Below are 17,781 nucleotides of genomic sequence, written 5' to 3' on the forward strand. Positions count from 1 at the left end.
CCCATGGACCCGGAGGTCCTGCGGCAGCGTGCTGCCACCGCCCTGGCCACGGCCCGGGAGCGCACCCGTGCGCTCACCGGCTGTGTGGACGAACGCGAACTGACCGCCCAGCACTCGCCGTTGATGTCCCCGCTGGTCTGGGACCTGGCGCACATCGGCAACCAGGAGGAAATCTGGCTGCTGCGCGCGGTGGGCGGTCGGGACGCGCTGCGCCCCGAACTCGACTCCCTCTACGACGCCTTCGAGCACCCCCGGGCCCGGCGGGTCGCACTGCCGCTGCTGCCGCCCGGCCGGGCCCGCGCCTATCTGGACGAGGTACGGGGCCGGGCCCTGGACGTGCTGGCCGCGAGTCCGCTGACGGGCGGGCCGCTGCTGACGGCCGGCTTCGCCTTCGGCATGATCGCCCAGCATGAGCAGCAGCATGACGAGACCATGCTGATCACCCATCAGCTGCGGGCCGGTCCCGCCGTGCTCAAGGCCCCCGACCCGCCCCCGGCGCCCCCGGACACCGCCGCGCTCCCGGCCGAAGTCCTGGTCCCCGGCGGCCCGTTCACCATGGGCACCTCCACCGACCCCTGGGCACTGGACAACGAACGTCCCGCCCACCGGCGTTCGGTGGCCGCCTTCCATATCGACACCCTGCCGGTGACCAACAGCGCCTACCAGCGCTTCATCGAGGACGGCGGCTACACCGACCCCCGCTGGTGGCACCCCGAGGGCTGGGACCAGGTGCGCCGGCACGGCCTGACCGCCCCGCTGTTCTGGCACCGCGAGGGCGGCAGCTGGCTGCGCCGCCGGTTCGGGGAGCTGGAGCCCGTACCGGCCGGGGAGCCGGTGCTGCACGTCGGCTGGTACGAGGCCGCGGCCTACGCCGCCTGGGCCGGGCGGCGGCTGCCCACCGAGGCGGAGTGGGAGAAGGCGGCCCGCCACGACCCGGCCACCGGCCGCTCCCGGCGCTACCCCTGGGGCGATGCCGACCCCGCCTGGGACCATGCCAACCTCGGCCAGCGCCATCTGCGCCCGGCCCCCGCCAGCGCCTATCCACGGGGCCGGTCGCCCCTGGGCGTGGGGCAGTTGATGGGCGATGTCTGGGAGTGGACGGCCAGCGACTTCCTGCCCTATCCGGGCTTCACCGCCTTCCCCTACCGCGAGTACTCGGAGGTCTTCTTCGGCGGCTCCTACAAGGTGCTGCGCGGCGGCTCCTTCGCGGTGGACCCGGTTGCCTGCCGGGGCACCTTCCGCAACTGGGACCTGCCGGTCCGCCGGCAGATCTTCGCCGGTTTCCGCACCGCCCGTGACGCGGAGCACCCCTGATGTGCCGGCACCTGGCGGTGCTGGGACCCCCCTCCCCCATCGGGGAGAGCGTGCTGGCACCGCGGTACTCCCTGCTGCGCCAGTCCTGGGCGCCGCGCCTGCAACGGCACGGCACGGTCAACGCGGACGGCTTCGGCGTCGGCTGGTACGCCCCCGGTGACCCGCTGCCCGCGCGCTACCGGCGGGCCGGGCCGATCTGGGCCGATGAGTCCCTCGCCGACCTGGCCCGGGTGGTGCGCACCCCGGCCCTGCTGGCCGCGGTGCGCGACGCCACCGCGCCCGGCGGGGACGGGGAGGCCGCCGCGGCCCCCTTCGCCGAGGACCGCTGGCTGTTCAGCCACAACGGGGCGCTGACCGGCTGGCCGGAGTCGGCGGGCGCGCTCGCCGCCACCCTGCCGCCCGGTGCCCTGCTGCGTCTGGAGGCGCGCTGCGACTCGGCGTTCGTCTGGGCACTGGTGTGCCACCGGCTGCTGGCGGGCGCGCCACCCGGCCGGGCGCTGGCCGAGTCGGTGCGCGCCCTGGACCGGGCCGCCCCCGGCTCCCGGCTCAATCTGCTGCTCACCGACGGCTCCGCCATCACCGCCACCGCCTGGGGGGACACCCTGTGGTACCTGGCCGCTCCACCGGAGCGGGTGGTGGTGGCCTCCGAGCCGTATGACGACGACCCGGGCTGGACCGAGGTGCCCGATCACACCCTGCTCACCGCGGACCGCGGCGGCGTGGCCCTGCACGGGCTGTGACCCGCCGCGGCTCCCGGATCCTCCCACCCCCCTTACTCCCCCCTCGCTCAAGGAGCGCCGTACGTGAGCCAGTTCGCCCTCTCCCGCACCCTGCCGCTCGATGCCACCACCGCCGCCCTGCGCGAGGACGTGGCTCGCGGTCTGACCCACTCCCCCAAGCAGCTTCCGCCCAAGTGGTTCTACGACGCCCGCGGCAGCGAACTGTTCGACGAGATCACCCTGCTGCCGGAGTACTACCCCACCCGGGCCGAGCGCGAGATCCTGCTGCGCCGCGCCACCGACATCGCCCGCGCCACCGGTGCCCGCACCCTGGTGGAACTGGGCTCCGGCTCCTCCGACAAGACCCGCCATCTGATCCGGGCGCTGCCCGCGCTGGAGGCCTATGTCCCGGTGGACGTCAGCGAGTCGGCGCTGCGCGGCGCGGCCGCCACCCTGCGCGCCGAGCAGCCCGCGCTCGCGGTGCACGCCCTGGTGGCCGACTTCCAGCACGAGCCCGCCCTGCCCGCCACCCCCGGGCCCAGGCTGCTGGCCTTCCTCGGCGGCACCATCGGCAATCTGCTGCCCGCCGAGCGGTCCGCCTTCCTGGCCGGGCTGCGGGTCCAGCTGGAGCCCGGTGACGCGCTGTTGCTGGGCACCGACCTGGTGAAGGACGAGCGGGTGCTGGTGGCCGCCTATGACGACGCCCAAGGTGTCACCGCCGCCTTCAACAAGAACGTCCTGACGGTGATCAACCGCGAGCTGGACGCCGACTTCGATCCGGACGACTTCGACCATGTGGCGCTGTGGGACGCCCGCCAGGAGTGGATCGAGATGCGGCTGCGCGCCCGGGAGACCCTGGTGGCCAAGATCCAGGCCCTTGACCTGGCCGTGCACTTCGAGGCGGGCGAGGAACTGCGCACCGAGGTCTCCGCCAAGTTCCGCCCCGAGGGGGTACGGGCCGAGCTGGCCGCGGCCGGGCTGGAAATGACCCATTGGTGGACCGATGAGGCGGGACGGTTCGCCTTGTCCCTGTCCATGCCGGTTAGCCTCCCCGTGTGAACGAGGAGAAGCAACAGCAGCCCCACAGCGTTCCGGCCGGCTTCGAGCGCGGCACGGACGGGCCCAAGGTGATCGTCGTCGGGGTGGACGGCTCGGACAGTTCCTGGCGCGCCGCGGCCTACGCGGCGGGCCTGGCCCGCCGCCAGCACGCCCTGCTGGCCCTGGTCTACGTCCAGCCGGTACTGGCCGGCGGCGCGGCGCTGGGCGCCCCGGTGATGGAGATGACCGAGGAACTGGCCGATGAACTGCTCGCCGAGATCCGCGCCACCAGCGAACGGCTGCACACCGTCCACCGGGTCCGCTGGGAATTCCACACCTTCCGGGGCGACCCCTACGGCGGCCTGGTGCGGGCCGCCGACGAGCTGAAGGCGGACGCGGTGGTGGTCGGCGCCTCCGAGCAGGCCGGGCACCGCCTCGTGGGGTCGGTGGCGGTACGGCTGGTGAAGGCGGGGCGGTGGCCGGTGACGGTGGTGCCCTAGGGGCGCGCCCCGGACCCGGACCCGGGGCGTGACCCGTACGCCACTCCGTGCGCGCGCTCCGGCCCGGGCTGCGGCACGGTGGAGGCATGTCCAATCACACCTACCGGGTGACCGAGATCGTCGGCTCCTCGGATCAGGGCGTGGACGCCGCCATCCGCAATGGCATCGCCCGCGCCGCCCAGACCCTGCGCGAACTGGACTGGTTCGAGGTGACCCAGATCCGGGGCCACCTGGAGAACGGTGCCATCGCCCATATCCAGGTGGGACTGAAGGTGGGGTTCCGGCTGGAGGAGGCGGGCTGAGTTGTTCCGGGACACCAGGGCGTTCAGCGGGTTCGCCGTGGACGACCTCGACGAGGCCGCCCGGTTCTACGGCGAGACGCTGGGGCTGGCCGTCTCGGAGGAGCACGGCTTGCTCCGGCTGCATGTGGCGGGCGGCACGCCCGTGCTGGTCTATCCCAAGGCGGACCATGTTCCGGCGACCTTCACCGTGCTCAACTTTCCGGTGCCGGACATCGAGGCCGCCGTGGACGAACTGGGCCGCCGCGGGGTGACCTTCGAGCGCTATCCGGGCCTGGAGCCGGATGCGAAGGGTATTTTCCGCGGCGGCGGTCCTCTTATTGCCTGGTTCACCGACCCGGCGGGGAACGTTCTGTCGGTGCTCCAGGAGGATTGATTTCGGGTGCGGGCTGTCAGTGGCTGGTCGCGCCCACGCGGCGGAGCCGCATCAAACGGCTACCCCGCGTAGACGTCCTCCACATACCGTCCCTCGTCGGTCAGTTGCCGCAGCCACTCGTCCGCGGCCAGGGCGGTGGCGCCGGTGCGGTGGGCGTACAGGTCGCGCAGGGCGGCGCGGACGCCGGGTGCCATGCGGGCGCCGTCGCCGCAGACATAGACGCTCGCCCCGGCCTCCAGCAGGGACCACAGCTCGGCGCCCTCCGCGGCCATCCGGTGCTGGACGAACGGGCCGCCCGGGCCGGGGTGTTGGCTGAAGGCGGGGCGCAGCGAGATGGCGCCGGCGTCCTGGGCGGCCCGTAGTTCGGCGGCGTGCAGATAGTCGGCGTCCGGGTCGTCACAGCCGAAGTACAGCAGTGCGGGCGCGAGTTCGGCGCCGGTGGCCAGCAGTGCGGTGCGGTCGGCGATGGCGCCCCGGAAGGGGGCCAGGCCGGTGCCGGCGGCGATCATCACCACGGGGCGGGGCCGGTGGTGGTCGATGCGGAAGGCGTCCCGGCAGGGCTGGAGCCGGGCCGGCACGGTATCGCCCGGGCGCAGCCCGGCCAGGTGACCGGGGCCGGTGCCGGGGCGGCCGGTGGGCAGCGAGACCATCAGGTCGATATGGCGGGCGTCCACGGCGGGCGAGGAGGAGATGGAGTACTGGCGGGCGCGCATCGGCGGCAGCAGGTCGAGCAGGGTGGCCGCGCCCAGGGTGCCGTGCAGGGCCGGGTGGTCCTCGATCAGTTCCAGCGTGGTGCGCGGGTCGTCGCCGGACACGGCGCGCAGGGCGGCCTGTTCGGGCGGGCAGGGGTTGCGGTCGGCCAGCGTGGCCAACTGGCGTGCGGTGGGCCGGCGCTGGAGTTCCAGGTGGTGGGTGAGGAGCTGCCGTACGGTCAGCGGCCGGTCGATGGGCAGGTTCTGGTGGCCGGGCCGGCGGGGCTGGACGGCCAGCAGGGTGTCCGGGGCCACGCCGAACAACCGGGCGGCGCGCTCGGCCAGTCGCGGATCGTTGGCGGGGAGTACGGCCAGGTGATCGCCAGTGCGGTAGGTCGTGCCGGGCGGCAGGGCCAGGCGCAGGAAGCGCTTGACGCGGGGGTGGCCGGGGGCGGTGAGGTCATGGGTCTCGGTGACGGTCATGGGCGTCATACCGTGCCGGGTGGTGAGTGCGGCCAGCGGGGGCCCGGTGATCTCGGTGACGGTGTAGGCGGGTCCGTCCGTCTCCGGTCCGGGGGTGCCGGCGCTCGTCGGGTCGCCGTACCGGTCCAGCAGCGTGCGGCAGAGCGCGGCGGTGAACTCCTCGACGGTGCCGGTCAGATCGCCGGAGGCGTCGGCCTCGGCGCGGGGCAGCAGCCGGGTGCCGCCCAAGGCGGCCAGGCGCTCGTCGAGGAGGGTAGGGACGCGCTGGTAGGTGGCGGCCCAGTTGCGGTCGCCCACCCCCAGGACCGCGTAGGTCACTCCCTGGGCGGCGCCGTCCCCGGCCTGCTCGGTCCAGGCGGCGAAGGCGGCCGCGTCATCGGTGGGGCGGCCGTTGTAGGAGGCGGCGACGATCACCACGGGGGTGCCGGCGGGCAGTTGGCCGGCGTGCGCGTCCAGCGGGGCGGCCTGGGCCTCGCAGCCCAGGGCGGTGGCCCGTTCGGCGAGGGTGTGGGCCAGTTCTCGGCAGGTGCCGTAGTTGGAGCCGTGCAGCACCAGCAGTCCGGTGCCGGGCCGGACGCGGGATGCCGTGCCGGGCGTGCCCGCCGCCGTGCCGGGCGTGCCCGCCGCTGTGGCGGCGGCGGGCACGGTCCGGCGGCGGCCGGTGCGGCGGGCCAGGGAGAGGGTGAAGCCCTCGGGCTTGAGGGTGAGGGTCTCCTTGATGCGCAGCCGGTAGCCGGTGTCGCCGGTCAGCCGGTAGCGGTGCACCAGCATGCCCAGCAGCATGGTGGCCTCGTGCAGCGCGAACTGGCGCCCGATGCAGGCGCGTTCGCCGGTGCCGAAGGGCTTGTAGGCGTGCGGGGAGCGGGCCGTCTCGGCCTCCGGGTCGAACCGGGTGGGGTCGAAGAGTTCGGGGTTGTCGCCCCAGACGGTGGCGTCCCGGTGCAGCATGGGCGTGAGCACGGTCACCCCCTCTCCGGCGCGCAGCCGGTAGCGGCCGCCGAGCAGGGTGTCCTGGCGGGCCTCCCGGTTGAAGACGGCGGCGGTGGGCCACAACCGCAGTGCCTCGCTGAGCACTTGGCGGATCCAGCGCAGCCGGCCGACGTCCTCGAAGGAGGGCTCCGGGTCCGGGGTGTCGCCCCACAGCTCGTCGGTCTCGCGCTGGGCCAGGTGGAGGGCGAGGGGGTTGTGCAGCAGGTGGTACAGGGCGAAGGACAGGGCGCCGGAGGTGGTCTCATGCCCGGCGATCAGGAAGGTGATCACCTGGCTGCGGATGTTGGCCGGGTCCAGCAGGCTGCCGTCGGCCGGGTGCGGGGCGCCCAGCATCAGGCCCAGCAGGTCGTCGGTGCGCCGCTCGCCGGAGGCCCGGCGGGCGGCTATCACCTCGTCCACCACCCCGGCCAGGAAGGCGGCGTCGGTGCGGAAGGCGGCGTCCTCGGCGCTGTGGTCCTCGCCGGGGGCACGGCCCAGCCGGTGCATGCTCCACTCCAGGCAGCGCACCATGGCGCCGACGAAGGGATGGGGTTCCTCACGGTCGAAGGAGCCGAAGTCATAGCCGAATCCGGCCAGTCCGATGGTGTCCAGGGTCATCCGGGTCATGTCCTCGGCGACGTCCACCGGCCGGTCCCGCTCAAGGTGTCCGTCCCAGGCGTGGATCAGCCGCCGGGCCGCCCTGAGCATGGCCGGGTGGTAGGTGCGCATCGAGGTGAGGGCGAAGGCGGGCAGCAGGATGTCATGTGCCTTGGCCCAGTTGGGCTCGTCGTTGTAGGCGGTGAACAGGCCGTCGGCGGTGAACTCGCGGACGTTCTCCAGCGCCGGGCTGACGTGTTTGGTGAAGCGCTCCTCGTCGGACAGTTCGGCGACCAGCTCCGGGGAACAGACGAAGAGCCGTTCGGTGTCGTGCAGCCGGCGGCGGTAGACCGGCCCATGGGTGCGGGCCAGGTGCATCGCCTGTTGCACTGGGGTAGCGGTGAGTCCCGTGTCGGAGACGTCCACCACGGGGATGTGAGCCAGATCCTGGGTCGTTTCCGTCATATGCCCAGGGTGACCGCCCCGGTCCGGGCCGCCGGGGCGGGCGACTGCATGATTGTGCAGTGTCAGGCGGCACGCGGGTCTTGCGGACGGGCGGCCGATGGGCTGGGGGGAGCGCGGTGACGACGAACGGCGAGATCTATTACAACTGGCGCAACCACTTCATGGTGCTGCTGGACCGGGTGCCGACCCCGATCGCCGTCTGCCGGCAGGACGGTGAGATCACCCTGGCCAATCTGGCCATGGCCGTGGAGTGGGGCACGGTGCCCGGCCGGCTACCCGGCCGCAGGCTGCAGGAGTTCTTCCGGCCCCGCTCCGCCGCCCAGCTCGACCGGCTGGCCGAGGCGGTGCGGCTGGGCCGCCGCTCCCGCTACGCCCTGGAGGTGCGCTGGCCGCCGGGGCCCGAAGGCCCGCAGCGCTCCGGGGAGTTCCAGATCGACCTGGTGGACGGGGCGTATGAGCCGCGTCCGCTGCTGCTCGCCGTGCTGCACACCCGCCGTCCGGACCCGCCGGCCCCGGCCGCCGAGGTCTCCCCGGTGGAGGAGCAGATCCTGGCCCTGGTGGCCTCCGGGGCCACCACGGCGGCCGTCGGCAAGGCGGTCGGCCTGACCCTCGACGGCGTCAACTACCACCTGACCCGCCTCTCCCGCCGCTGGCGGGTGCCCAACCGCACGGCCCTGGTGGCCAGGGCCTATGTGCTGGGGGTGCTGGACACCAACCAGTGGCCGCCTCGACCTGCCGGGAGTGCCTGAGTGGACCTCAGTTCCGTCGCCATCGCGGTCACCGGCGTGGCCGGCACACTGGGCGCCTCGGTGCTCACCCAGCGGGGCTCGGAGCGGGCCAAGCGGCGGGAGAACCTTGCACGGGCCGCACCACATCCTGCGCGAGCGCGAGGTGACGGGGCGGATCGGGCGGCGGGCGAGCCCCCTGGAGAGACCTGGGAGTGCGGACCAAGTAAGTGAGGAATAAACCCTTCCGGAGCCGTTGTCATCGAATTCTCACAAAAACCCGGCCAACCCGGACTCCCGGTCCCGCCCTCTTGGTTCGTACAGTGATCAGCACGAGAGGCTGATGGGAACCATGGGCATACGACAACGCAGGCCACGCCACCGCCGCCGCCATACGGCAGAGCGGCCCGAGTGGCGTTTCATCGACTACCCGCGCCAGGGCAGGCTCGGGTGGCGTCGCTGGCTTCCGTCGTGGCGGCTTGTACTGGGCACCCTGGCCCTTTGTGTGGGGGCCCTGGCCGGGCTGTTGGCCTATGTCTATGCCAGCGTGGACATTCCGGACGAGAATGTCGCGGCCCGCCAGGAGGCCAACACCTACTACTGGTCGGACGGTTCACAGATGGTGAGCGTCGGGCCGGTCAACCGGAATGTGGTCCAGCTGGCGGATGTTCCCAAATCCGCCCGTAATGCGGTGATCGCGGCGGAGAACGCCAGTTTCTACACCGACGCCGGAGTCTCCTTCAAGGGTCTGCTGCGGGCCGTGGTCGCCATGGCCCAGGGCAAGGAGACCCAGGGCGGTTCGACCATCACCCAGCAGTATGTGAAGAACACCTATCTCTCCCAGGAGCAGACCGCCACCCGGAAGATCAAGGAGTTCGTCATCTCGCTGAAGCTGGACCGGAAGAAGAGCAAGGACGAGATTCTCCAGGGCTATCTCAACACCAGCTGGTTCGGCCGTGGAGCCTATGGCATCGAGGCCGCCGCCCAGGCGTACTACGGAATTCCGGCCCACAGACTCGACCCCAGCCAGTCGGCCCTGCTGGCCTCGCTGCTCAAGGGCGCCGAACAGTACGACCCCTCGGTCGGGCCGAAGAATCACCAACGGGCCGAGGAACGCTGGAAATGGATTCTCGACCGGCAGGTCAAGGTCGGCCTGATGACCGAGGAGGAACGCGCCAAGTACCGGACGTTCCCCGAGCCGCACAAGCAGTCCAACTCCACCAGTGTGGGCGGCCAGATCGGCTATCTCGTCGATGTGGCCGACAAATACATCAAACAGCGCACCAAGCTGACCGACAAGGAGCTGGCGCACGGCGGATACCGGGTGCACACCACCTTTGACAAACAGCGCACCGAGCAGCTGCGGCAGGCGGTGGAGGGAGCGCTCAAGCGGGAGCTCGATCCCAAGAACCGGGCCTCCTCCGACTCCGATGTCCAGGCCGGCGCCGCCTCGGTACGTCCCTCGGACGGCGCCGTGCTCGCCGTCTACGGCGGCCCGGACGCCACAAAGCACTTCGCCAACAACGCGGACACCGCGGGGGTTCCGGCCGGCTCGGCGTTCAAGCCCTTTGTCCTGGCGGCCGCCCTGCAGTACGGGGTGGACCGTAAACCGGTGGCACCGGACAACTACTACGACGCGGCCGGGACGCTGCGTTTCGGGAGCGGCGCCGGGCCCGACGGCGAACACCCCAGCCTGCGCCAGGCGTTGATCTCCGGCGGCAACGCCACCTATGTCCGGCTGGGCCGCGAGGTGGGGCTGCAGCGGGTGCGGGACACCGCGGTGAACAGCGGGCTGCTGCCGGACAGCATGGCCCAGTTGGAGACCACCTTCCCCATCGGCACCTCCACCCCCAGTGCCATCAGAATGGCGGGCGCCTATGGCACCTTCGCCGACCGGGGCATGGCCCAGGCCCCGTACTCGGTGACCAAACTGGTCAAGGACGGCGATACGATCGACGGCTTCGCACGCCGCCCGGGGCACCGGGCGCTGAGCGAGGGGGTGGCGGACCAGGTGACCGAGGTCCTGCGGCAGTCCGGCGACAAGGCGGGCGTCGGTTCCATCGCCGCCGGGCACACCGGGGACCAGGACCGGTTCCGCTCGGCCTGGTTCGTGGGCTACGACCGGGATCTGTCGACGGCGGTGACCCTGTTCCGTACCAAGCCGGACGAGCCCCAGCTGCTGCCGATGGCGGATCTGGGCGGGCGCAAGGGCCGGTACGGCAATGATCTGCCGCCGCACATCTGGAGCGATTACATGGCGGCCGTGGGCCGCTGAGCCGGCGGATGGCGCAGCACGCAGTCGCCGCAGGTGCCGCCGCCCGGCACCCGGTAGTAGAGGCAGCAGCCGCGGCGGGTGAAGGCGCCGGCCGGGCCCAGGGTCCCGGTGCCGCGCAGGAGCTCATCGTCGAGCAGTGACCGGGTGAGGTCCAGTGTCCGCTCGGCCTGGGCCGGACGGCCCTGCCCGGTGCACCAGTCGTGCAGCACCCGGGCCGCGCCGGCCAGGGCGGACCCCGCGTTGCCCCACAACAGCCGGGCCGAGATGGGCACTTCCGCCTGGAATGCAATATGCAGGGGAACCAGGGTGCCCCGCAGTACGGTCGCGGCGATCTGCCGCGCCCCGTCCCCGGTGAGCACCAGGGCCGCGGGGCGGGGCAGCCAGAGGTCGTCCGGCGCGGTCCGCCCCGGGTGCCACCGCAGGCCGTCCATGGCGAGGTCCGGGACCGAGCCGGTCAGCACGGCGGAGCCCAGGGCGATGGAGAGAACGCGCCCGGCGATGCCCTGGAAGGCGATGGAGGCGGCCGCCCGGCGGTCGTCGGTCGCCAGCCGGGCGGCCACGGTGTCCACCCGCAGCCGGACGGCGGGCCCGGCGAGCGGGAGCCAGCCCGGCTCAGCGAGCTCGGCGGGCTCCCCGGGTGCGCCTCCGGGCGAGTCCCCGGTGCGCAGGGCGAAGAACGGCCCTACCGCGGCGAGGTCCTGGAGGCGCATGGGGCTGATGGACGCGGTGGTGTTCAGCGGTCGCCGCGGTGCCCGCGCCGGCGGGACAGGGCGACCGCGGCGCTGCCGGTGATCAGCAGGGCGCCGGCGGCCAGGGCAGCCGGGTAGGCCGCGCTGCCGGTGGAGGCCAGGCTGTCATCGGTGCCGTTGGTGCCATTGGTGCCGTCGGTGGCGCCGTTGGTTCCCTCGGTCGCGGTGGCCGTGGGCTCGGCGGTGGCGGTGCCGGTCGGTGCCGGGCTCCCGGTGGAGGTCGGGTCCGCGGTCCCCGGGGTGGTGGCGGGGGAGCTGGGCTGCGGAGCGGTGGCCGGCTTGGAGGGCCGGATCACGGTGTCGTCCGTGGTACCGGGGGTGGCATCGTCCTCACCACAGCCGGTCCGGGCCTCGGCGGGACGCGCCACGGCGCCGCCGTCCACCTGGCCAACGCTCTTCCCGGCCAGGGCCGGTATCACCTGGGCGGTGGCGCGCAGCGTCTTGTCGTTGACCTCCGGCTTGTTCCAGCCGACCGCGCCCCGGTCGGCGCCATCGCCGGTGCAGTCCACCTGGACACCGCGCAGCCAGGCCAGCCCCTTGGCGGCCTCGGCGGTCCGGCCGCCCGCGTTCAGCGCCTGGACGCCCAGGGCGGTGCTGCGGGCGTTGACCTCACCCCGGGCGGTGGCGAAGCCGCCGTCCCGGTGCTGGCGGCCGGTCAGCCACTTCAGCGCGTCCTTGGCCTGCTCGCCCTTGCGCGCGGCCTCCAGCGCCTGGACGGTCAGGGCGGTGGCCTCGGGGTCGGAGGCGCAGTTGTCGGCGGAGGTGCCGGTCAGGGCCAGCGGGAAGCCGCCGTCCTTACAGGCGGATCCGGCCAGGAAGTCGACGGCCTTGACCGGCGCCTTGCCGGTGGTGTGCTGGAGCGCCAGCACGGCCAGGGCCTGGCTGATCCGGTCGGAGTGGTCCTCCTTGGCCAGGTCGGTGAAGCGGCCGCTGTCCTTTTGCATCCTGTCGCGCAGCGTCGCTTCCAGGTCCTGGCCGCCGAAGTTCTTCAGATCGCCGTGCCCGGCCGCGGCCGCCAGTGCCAGCTTGGCCGTGTTGGCCGTGCTGATCTGACCCTTGACGCCCTGGCTGAGATAGTCCCCAGCGTGCTTGGCCAGATCATCGGTAGCGCTCTTGACGGCCTTGTCCTGGGTGCCGGCGGCCGCCAGGCCCATCACAAGGTCGGCGGTCAGGTCGGGGTCGCGCAGGGTCCTGGAGTCCGCGTTCAGCCGGGAGGCGGCCCATGCTGCCGCGGCCCCGGCCGCGCCGCCGGCCCGGGCGGGCTGCGCGGTGGCGGACTTCGGCTGCTTGGCGGGGGTGCCGTCGGCGAAGGCCATTCCGACCCCGCCGGTGAGCAGCAGGGCGGACCCCAGCAGCGCTGTGGGCAGCGTGATGGCCGCTCTGGGGTGTGCGGGCAGTGACATGGTGCGCTCTCCTCGGGAGTTCAGCGGCGGGCGGGTGCCGAATGCGACCGGCGCGTGGAACGCGACCGGCTCCGGCCGGCTGCTCACGGTTGCGGTCAGCGCCGGTCCGTCACCGGCTCTCCCCGTGTGCGCATCCAGTTGTCACCCCGTCAGAAGCAAATCGACCCGTCAGAAGCAATTCGAACGGAACGCCGCCACTGTACACGGGGTGCGCAAGCGCGGGCAGGGGTGCCGGGTGTTCGACCGCCGGGCGGTGGCCGGGAGTTGGCCGGAATGCCACCACCGGCCGGGGCCCGTCGGCCACGCCCACCACTTGGTGCGTCCTTGACTCCCCCTGCCCCCCGGGCGAGCCTCCCCCTGACAGCGACGGCGGTGGACAGCGGAAGGGCACGGACGATGAGACGGAGACGGACCAGACCCCCGGCACGGCGCACCCGCACGGCCGTCCTCGCCCTCGCCGCCGTCCTGGTCGGCGCCGGGACGCTGACGCCGCAGCCCGCGGCGGCCCGGGCGGAGGAGGACCTCACCTCCCTGGTCAACCCGCTCATCGGCACCGCGCAAGAGGGCAATACCTTCCCCGGTGCCGCCGTCCCCTTCGGCATGGTGCAGCTGTCCCCCGACACCGGGCACGCCACCGGCTACGACTACCAGGACACCCATATCCGTGGCTTCAGCACCGTGCACCTGTCCGGCGTGGGCTGCGCACTGGGCGGCGACCTTCCGGTGCTGCCCACCACCGGGGAGGTCACCGAGACCGACAACGCCCGCTACGCGGCGGCCTTCAGCCACCGGGACGAGACCGCCCGCCCCGGCTACTACCGGGTCCGTCTCGCCTCCTACGGCGGCATCACCGCCGAGCTGACCGCCACCGCCCGCACCGGGCGCCAGCGTTACACCTTCCCGGCCACCGACAAGGCCAATGTGCTGCTCAACTCCGGGCAGCCGCTGCACCGGACCGTCGCCAGCAGCATCGAGGTGGTCGATGACCACACGGTGCGCGCCACCGTCACCGGGCGCGGCTTCTGCGGGCAGGACACCCGCCCGTACACGGTGTACACGGTCACCCGCTTCAGCCGTCCGTTCACCGCCCATGGCACCTGGGAGGGCGAGCGACTGTCCCCGGCCCGGCGGGCCTCGGCCACAACGGGCCGCAGCGGGGCCTGGGTTCGCTTCGATACCACCCGGGACCGCCAGGTGGAGGCGACCACCGCGATCAGCTATGTGGACGCGGCCGGGGCCGATACCAATCTCCGTGCCGCCCAGGGGAGTTTCGACCGCGTGGTACGCGCGGCCGGCGAGGAGTGGGCCGAACGGCTGGGCGTGGCACGGGTGCAGGGCGGCGGCCGCACCCTGCGCCGGGCCTTCTACACCGCGCTCTACCACGCCCTGCTGTCCCCGAACATCGGCAGCGACGCCGACGGCCGCTACACCGGCTGGGACCAGCGGATCCACCGTGCCGGCGGCTTCACCTACTACCAGAACTGGTCGCTGTGGGACACCTATCGCAGCCAGGCGCAGCTGCTGTCGCTGCTCGCCCCGCGCGAGGCCCGCGATATGGCCCGCTCGGTGCTGCGCGTGGAGCAGGACGGCGGCTGGCTGCCCAAGTGGGGCTATGCCACGGTGGAGACCAATGTGATGACCGGCGACCCGGTCACGCCGTATCTCACCAACGCCTACCAGCAAGGGCTGTTGGCGGGGTATGAGGAGGAGGCGTACCGGGCGCTGCGCCACGACGCCGACGGGGTGCCGCCGGCCGGCTCGCCGGCGGTCGGCCGGGATGGCAACACCCGTTATCTCAGGGATGGTTATGTGCCGCTGATGCCCCGACCCAAGGGGCACAAGCCGGGCGAGTCCGATCTGGAGCAGGGTGCCTCGGCCACCCTGGAGTACGCGCTGGCCGATGGCGCGCTGGCCGAGATGGCCCATGACCTGGGGCACCGGGCGGATGCCGAGCGCTTCGCGGACCGCTCTCGCAACTACCGCCATCTCTTCGACGCCGGCACCGGATTCTTCCGGCCGCGCGACGCCAGGGGGTCGTTCACCGGTTCCGCTGACCCGGCCCGCAGCCCCGGCTTCCATGAGGGCACCACCTGGCAGTACCAGTGGCTGGTGCAGCAGGACCTGCCCGGTCTGATCGAACTGCTGGGCGGCCGGGAGGCGGCCAACCGGCGGCTGGACACCTTCTTCGCCTATGACAAGCTGCGCGCGGACCCGGCGCGCACCGCGCGCGAGGTGTGGGTGCACGGGCCCTATGACTACTACAACGCCGACAAGTACAACCCGGAGAACGAGCCGGACATCAACGCCCCGTACACCTATCTCTCCACCGGCCAGCCCTGGAAGACCGCCGATGTGGTGCGTGCCGCGCTCACCCGGTACACCGACGCCCCGGCCGGGATTCCCGGCAATGACGACCTGGGCACCATGTCGGCATGGCTGGTGCTCTCGGCGATCGGCCTGTATCCGGTGCAGCCGGGCACGGATGTGTGGGGGCTGACCACGCCGGCCTTCGACCGGATCGAACTGCGGCTGGACCGGCGCTGGTTCCCCGAGGGGCACTTCACGGTGAGCGCGCCGGGCGCCGCCGGCGACGGCCGCTATGTGCGCTCCGCGCGGCTGGACGGGGCCGGGTTCGACCGTACCTATCTGACCACGGCGGCGATCCGGGACGCCGAGGAGCTGGAGTTCACCACCGGGCGGACACCCTCCCGCTGGGGAACGGCCCGTTCCGCGGCCCCGCCCGCCATCGGCTGACCCGGCCCTCCTGCTCGGGGCGGCGCCTTCCGTCGCCGCCGCGGCTCGGCCATGATGAGCCGCCGTCACGTCGATCGACGAGAGGACTTGACATGGCCGGGCTCCGGGCAGGCCAGGGCGTACTGCGCCGTAAACCGATCGAGACCATCGAGGAGGCGGAGGAGACCGAGGCGCACGGCGAGCACCTCACCCGTGCCCTCGGCCTGTGGCAGCTGACGGCCATCGGGGTGGGCGGGATCATCGGCGCCGGCATCTTCAGCCTGGCGGGCACCATCGCCCATGGCACGGCGGGCCCGGCCGTGCTGGTGTCCTTCCTGATCGCGGGGGTGGCCAGCGCGGCGGCGGCCTTCTCCTACGCGGAGTTCGCCGGCCTGATCCCACGGGCCGGCTCCGCCTACACCTATGGCTATGTGGTGCTCGGCGAGATCGGCGGCTGGTTCATCGGCTGGGACCTGCTGCTGGAGTACACCGCCATCGTCTCGGTGGTGGCCATCGGCATCTCCGGCTATGTCAACTTCCTGCTCAAGGAGGCGGGGGCGCCGCTGCCGGACTGGATGCTGGGCGCCCCGGGCACCGGGCACGGGCACCGGGTGGATGTGTTCGCCGCGCTGCTCTGTCTGCTGATCGCCTATCTGCTCACCCTGGGCATCAAGAGCGCGGCCCGCTTTGAGACGATTGTCGTGGGACTGAAGATCGTGGTGGTGCTGCTGGTGATCGTGGTGGGGTTCTTCCATATCAACACCGCCAACTACCACCCCTTCTTCCCCTTTGGAATCAGCGGTGCCTTCACCGGGGCGGCCACCGTCTTCTTCGCGGTCTTCGGCTATGACGCCATGTCCACCGCCGCCGAGGAGTCCAAGGACGCCCAGCACCATATGCCCAAGGCGATCATGTACTCGCTGGCCATCTCCATGGTGCTGTATGTGCTGGCCTGCCTGGTGCTGACCGGCATGCAGAACTACCGGCACATCGACCCGGAGAGCGGCTTCTCCACCGCCTTCAAGTCGGTGGGCCTGAGCGGGGTCGCGGATGTGATCGCGGTCGGCGCGATCATCGGCATCCTCACTGTGATGTTCACCTTCATGCTGGGGGTGACCCGGGTGTGGTTCGCCATGAGCCGGGACGGGCTGCTGCCCAAGTGGTTCGCCAAGACCCATCCCACCCGGCATGTCCCGATCCGGGTGACCTGGATCGTCGGGGCGGCCTCCGCGGTGCTCGCCGGGCTGGTGCCCATCGGCGAGGCGGCGGAGCTGACCAATATCGGCATCCTGCTGGCCTTCGCGGTGGTGTGCTCGGCGGTGATCGTGCTCCGCTACAAGCGGCCGGAGCTGCCGCGTTCCTTCCGCTGCCCGGCGGTGCCGCTGGTGCCCGGCATCGGGGTGCTGGCCTCGATCTGGCTGATCACCTATCTGGCCTGGCAGACCTGGGTGCGGTTCGCGGTGTGGTTCGTCATCGGCATGGCTGTCTACTTCAGCTACTCCTACCGCCACTCCGAGCTGGCGCACGCCGATGCCCGGGGCATTCCCCGGGACTGAGCCCGCCGAGTGGGCCCGCTACTTCAGCAACCGGGAGAGCCGGCGGTCGGCGAGCGGCTTGCCGCCGGTCTGGCAGGTGGGGCAGTACTGCAGCGAGGAGTCCCGGTAGGAGACCTCCCGGATGACGTCCCCGCAGACCGGACAGGGCTCACCGGTGCGGCCGTGCACCCGCATCCCGGTCCGCTTCTCCCCCTTCAGATCGTCCGCCGCCCGCCCGCGCGAGCGCCGCACGGCCTCGCGCAGGGTGCTGCCCATCGCCTCGAAGAGCGCGGCCGTCTCCTGCCCGGTGAGCGAGTCGGCCGGCCGGAACGGGGACAGCCGCGCGGCGTGCAGGATCTCGTCGGAGTAGGCGTTGCCGATGCCGGCCAGCACGCTCTGGTCGCGCAACACGCCCTTGATCTGCCGCCGTTCGCCCCGCAGCAGAGCGGCGAAGTCCGCCAGGGCGAAGTCCGCCGCCAGCGGGTCCGGCCCCAGGCGGGCGATACCGGGCACCGCCATGACGTCATGGACGCAGTACACGGCGAGCCGCTTCTGGGTGCCCGCCTCGGTGAGGTCGAAGCCCGCCCCGCCGGCCAGCCGCACCCGCAGCGCCAGCGGCCCCTTGCCCGGACGGGGCGGCGCGGCGGGCAGCTCCGCGCGCCAGCGCAGCCAGCCGGCCCGGGCCAGATGGACCACCAGATGCGGGCCGTCGGGGCCCTCGGTGGCCAGGTCCAGGAACTTGCCGTACCGGCGGACGCCGGCCACGGCACGCCCCTGAAGGGAACTCAGGGGCGGGTCATAGGTCTTCAGTACGCTGATCGCGACCGGCACCACGGCTTCGACCGTACGGCCCGCCAGCCGCCCGGCCAGGAACTCGGCGAGGGCCTCCACCTCCGGCAGCTCGGGCAT

At 72.4% G+C, this 17,781-nt stretch carries 14 protein-coding genes; 10 read left to right on the plus strand and 4 right to left on the minus strand.

Annotated elements, in window-relative coordinates:
- Positions 1 to 3 precede the first annotated feature (3 nt).
- The 6 genes from egtB to ACIHFE_RS28060 all read left to right on the plus strand — a co-directional run bounded on the left by egtB (position 4) and on the right by ACIHFE_RS28060 (position 4,246).
- A complete protein-coding gene (egtB, locus tag ACIHFE_RS28035) occupies positions 4 to 1,314 on the plus strand; it encodes an ergothioneine biosynthesis protein EgtB (protein ID WP_400110907.1) in 1,311 nt (436 codons plus the stop codon).
- Positions 1,314 to 2,054, plus strand: a complete 741-nt coding sequence (egtC, locus tag ACIHFE_RS28040) for an ergothioneine biosynthesis protein EgtC (protein ID WP_400110842.1) — start codon at positions 1,314 to 1,316, stop codon at positions 2,052 to 2,054. Before egtB ends, egtC begins: the two co-directional genes overlap by 1 nt.
- A gap of 63 nt (positions 2,055 to 2,117) precedes the next feature.
- Positions 2,118 to 3,092, plus strand: a complete 975-nt coding sequence (gene egtD, locus ACIHFE_RS28045; RefSeq protein ID WP_400110843.1) for an L-histidine N(alpha)-methyltransferase — start codon at positions 2,118 to 2,120, stop codon at positions 3,090 to 3,092.
- Complete coding sequence (locus ACIHFE_RS28050; protein ID WP_400110844.1) at positions 3,089 to 3,571, plus strand: universal stress protein; 483 nt, start codon at positions 3,089 to 3,091, stop codon at positions 3,569 to 3,571. Before egtD ends, ACIHFE_RS28050 begins: the two co-directional genes overlap by 4 nt.
- An 86-nt stretch (positions 3,572 to 3,657) precedes the next feature.
- Positions 3,658 to 3,873, plus strand: coding sequence for a dodecin (locus ACIHFE_RS28055; RefSeq protein WP_400110846.1), 216 nt, complete (start codon positions 3,658 to 3,660; stop codon positions 3,871 to 3,873).
- Between the two features lies 1 nt (position 3,874).
- On the plus strand, positions 3,875 to 4,246 hold the full coding sequence (locus tag ACIHFE_RS28060) for a VOC family protein (RefSeq protein ID WP_400110848.1): 372 nt from the start codon (positions 3,875 to 3,877) through the stop codon (positions 4,244 to 4,246).
- 59 nt (positions 4,247 to 4,305) lie between these two features.
- Here ACIHFE_RS28060 and ACIHFE_RS28065 read toward each other — a convergent pair whose 3' ends face one another.
- Positions 4,306 to 7,452, minus strand: coding sequence for a bifunctional cytochrome P450/NADPH--P450 reductase (locus ACIHFE_RS28065; RefSeq protein WP_400110850.1), 3,147 nt, complete (start codon positions 7,450 to 7,452; stop codon positions 4,306 to 4,308).
- 116 nt (positions 7,453 to 7,568) lie between these two features.
- On the opposite strand from ACIHFE_RS28065, the gene ACIHFE_RS28070 reads away from it, so the two are divergent.
- Both ACIHFE_RS28070 and ACIHFE_RS28075 read left to right on the plus strand, forming a co-directional pair.
- Positions 7,569 to 8,201, plus strand: a complete 633-nt coding sequence (locus tag ACIHFE_RS28070) for a helix-turn-helix transcriptional regulator (RefSeq protein ID WP_400110852.1) — start codon at positions 7,569 to 7,571, stop codon at positions 8,199 to 8,201.
- A gap of 481 nt (positions 8,202 to 8,682) precedes the next feature.
- The gene (locus tag ACIHFE_RS28075; RefSeq protein ID WP_400110854.1) at positions 8,683 to 10,452 is read left to right on the plus strand and encodes a transglycosylase domain-containing protein; all 1,770 of its coding nucleotides are present in this window, start codon (positions 8,683 to 8,685) and stop codon (positions 10,450 to 10,452) included.
- On the opposite strand, the gene ACIHFE_RS28080 is transcribed toward ACIHFE_RS28075, so the two are convergent.
- Together ACIHFE_RS28080 and ACIHFE_RS28085 are read right to left on the minus strand one after the other, a co-directional pair.
- Positions 10,428 to 11,162, minus strand: coding sequence for a (2Fe-2S)-binding protein (locus tag ACIHFE_RS28080; protein ID WP_400110856.1), 735 nt, complete (start codon positions 11,160 to 11,162; stop codon positions 10,428 to 10,430). The two genes, ACIHFE_RS28075 and ACIHFE_RS28080, sit on opposite strands and share 25 nt — an antisense overlap.
- Before the next feature lie 23 nt (positions 11,163 to 11,185).
- The gene (locus ACIHFE_RS28085) at positions 11,186 to 12,604 is read right to left on the minus strand and encodes a hypothetical protein (protein ID WP_400110857.1); all 1,419 of its coding nucleotides are present in this window, start codon (positions 12,602 to 12,604) and stop codon (positions 11,186 to 11,188) included.
- Between the two features lie 396 nt (positions 12,605 to 13,000).
- Here ACIHFE_RS28085 and ACIHFE_RS28090 point away from each other — a divergent pair, with 396 nt between their 5' ends.
- Entirely contained in the window at positions 13,001 to 15,358 is a 2,358-nt protein-coding gene (locus tag ACIHFE_RS28090; protein WP_400110859.1) for a GH92 family glycosyl hydrolase, read from the plus strand.
- 92 nt (positions 15,359 to 15,450) lie between these two features.
- The gene (locus ACIHFE_RS28095) at positions 15,451 to 16,893 is read left to right on the plus strand and encodes an amino acid permease (protein ID WP_400110861.1); all 1,443 of its coding nucleotides are present in this window, start codon (positions 15,451 to 15,453) and stop codon (positions 16,891 to 16,893) included.
- Positions 16,894 to 16,911: 18 nt separating this feature from the next.
- Here the strand turns inward: ACIHFE_RS28095 and ACIHFE_RS28100 are convergent, their stop codons facing one another.
- The gene (locus ACIHFE_RS28100) at positions 16,912 to 17,781 is read right to left on the minus strand and encodes an Fpg/Nei family DNA glycosylase (protein ID WP_400110863.1); all 870 of its coding nucleotides are present in this window, start codon (positions 17,779 to 17,781) and stop codon (positions 16,912 to 16,914) included.

The sequence above is a fragment of the Streptomyces sp. NPDC052396 genome (genome assembly GCF_044593195.1).
GTDB lineage: Bacteria > Actinomycetota > Actinomycetes > Streptomycetales > Streptomycetaceae > Streptomyces.